Origin of the sequence: Spiroplasma endosymbiont of Megaselia nigra (genome assembly GCF_003987485.1) — a bacterium.
GTDB lineage: Bacteria > Bacillota_I > Bacilli_A > Mycoplasmatales > Mycoplasmataceae > Spiroplasma.
This window is the reverse complement of the sequence record NZ_RCOO01000190.1, coordinates 1-2,057: the sequence shown is the minus strand read 5'-3', so window position 1 is coordinate 2,057 and position 2,057 is coordinate 1. Positions and strand designations below refer to the sequence as shown.

At 23.8% G+C, this 2,057-nt stretch carries 2 protein-coding genes; both read right to left on the bottom strand.

All coding sequences use genetic code 4. The features are described from left to right. Positions 1-169: 169 nt before the first annotated feature. Entirely contained in the window at positions 170-1,552 is a 1,383-nt protein-coding gene (locus D9R21_RS05980) for a DEAD/DEAH box helicase (protein WP_126821484.1), read from the bottom strand. A 79-nt stretch (positions 1,553-1,631) separates the two neighbouring features. Continuing rightward, the gene (locus tag D9R21_RS05975) at positions 1,632-1,910 is read right to left on the bottom strand and encodes a hypothetical protein (protein ID WP_241568806.1); all 279 of its coding nucleotides are present in this window, start codon (positions 1,908-1,910) and stop codon (positions 1,632-1,634) included. Between the last annotated feature and the right edge of the window lie 147 nt (positions 1,911-2,057).

The window sequence follows — 2,057 nt, the reverse complement described above, 5'->3', positions numbered from 1 at the left end:
AAAAAAAAAAAAAAAAAAAAAAAAAAAAAAAAAAAAAAAAAAAAAAAAAAAAAAAAAAAAAAAAAAAAAAAAAAAAAAAAAAAAAAAATTAAAAAAAAAAAAAAAAAAAAAAGACTTTTGTTTCTTGTTTTAAAAAAATAACATTAACAAAAAACATTAAGTTTTCTTTTTAATCTTTATTAAATAATTTATTTGCTCGTTCTTTTGCTTTTTCTTTTTTAATTTTTTTAATTGATTCTTTAATGTGACTCCGACGAACTTGTTTTTTAAATTCATCAATTTCCGCTTTTCTTTTTTTCTTATAACCAGGTTTAATTTTTTTATTATTATCTTTTGTTTTATAACGATGAATAATTTTATTAATTTTATTCTCAACTGCAAGAGAAGATTGTTTTTTAGGCTTATCATCACTAAGAACTGTTTCAACCAATTCTCCTTGTTGATTTCATTTCTTTGTTTTAAAAGTAATTCCTTTTGTCATTAATTGTTGCACTAAATTTAAATTTTTTGTATCATAAAGAACATAACTATAACCAGTATAATTTGCCCGTCCAGTACGACCACTACGATGAATATAATATTCTAAATCATTTGGTAAATCAATTGAAATAACATGACTAACACCAATAAAATCAATTCCACGCGCTGCAATATCACTGGCAATAACATACTTATATTCTAAATTTCGAATTCGTTTAACAACTTGTGTTCGTAATCGTGGTTCTAATCCAGCATGTAATTGGATAACAGAATAATTATGTTCTAATAACAAATCATAATACTTATTAATATCTGTTTTTTTATTAACAAAAATTAAACATAAATATGGATCAAATGTTTTTAAAAGTTTTAATAAAATTGTTTCTCGCTCTTGATGTTTTGTTGGAATTAAAATATGTGTAATGTTTTGATTTGTTATTTGATTGGCATTTAAATCTAAATAATGTGGATTTTTTAAATACTTGATTAAAAAAGGTTTTAACTCAGGCGGAATTGTTGCAGAAAAAACAGATACTTGAACATTAGGATTCACTTTGCTCAAAATATAATCAACATTTTCAATAAAACCTAAATCAAAAAGCATATCACATTCATCAATAATAAAAGTTGTTAATTTACCTAAGTTTAGACTTTGTTGTTCAAACAAATCTTTTAGTCGCGTTGGAGTGGCAATAATAATGTGGGGTTGAATTCGTTGCAATTGTTCAATTTGACGTTTAATATCTTCGCCACCAATAAAATAATTAACTTGTAAATTTGGTTCAAATTTTTTAAAAAAACGAATATTATCATAAATTTGTTTTGCTAATTCACGGGTTGGGGTTACAATAATAGATTGAATTTTTGCTTGCTCATAATTTATATTATTTAAAATTGGTAAACAAAACGCAAATGTTTTTCCAGTTCCCGTATGTGCCTTACATATAACATTTTGATGTTTTAATAATAATGGCATTACTTTTTCTTGCACAATAGTTGGTTCAACAAATTTTAATTCAGCAAGGCCTAAATTTAAAAACCGCTTAAAACCAAATTGATTAAAATTACTCATAATTTAACCCCCTTTTCTCACCTTCCAAATTATAACATATTTAAAAAATGAAATTATTGCTAATTTCATTATATAACTTTTATTTTTTACCGGTAGTTACTAATTTTTTCACAACTGTTTTTTTATTATCCTGAACTTTAAAAAGTTCTTCTTCTTTAAGAAAATCTGTTTCAGCATTAACAATTAAATTAGCTCATCGTTCTTGTTCTCGTGCTAATGTTGTGGATGTTTCATGTCCCTTCCGAACAGCTATATTCATTTTTTTCAGTGCTTTTCTAGCTTGTTTTATTGTTTTTTTCAATTTTTTCTGTGTGTCTAAATATTCAATTGAATAAGGATGTGTCATTGCTTTTATCATTTTTTGTATGTAAATTGTAAATGCAAATGTAGCACTTTATTGAAAAAAAATAAAGTGCTTTTTATTTTGTAAAAATACTTATATTTATTGGATTAATCGTTAGATAGTATCTTTTACACTTAATAAAATAGGTTTTTTCTGAAAAAT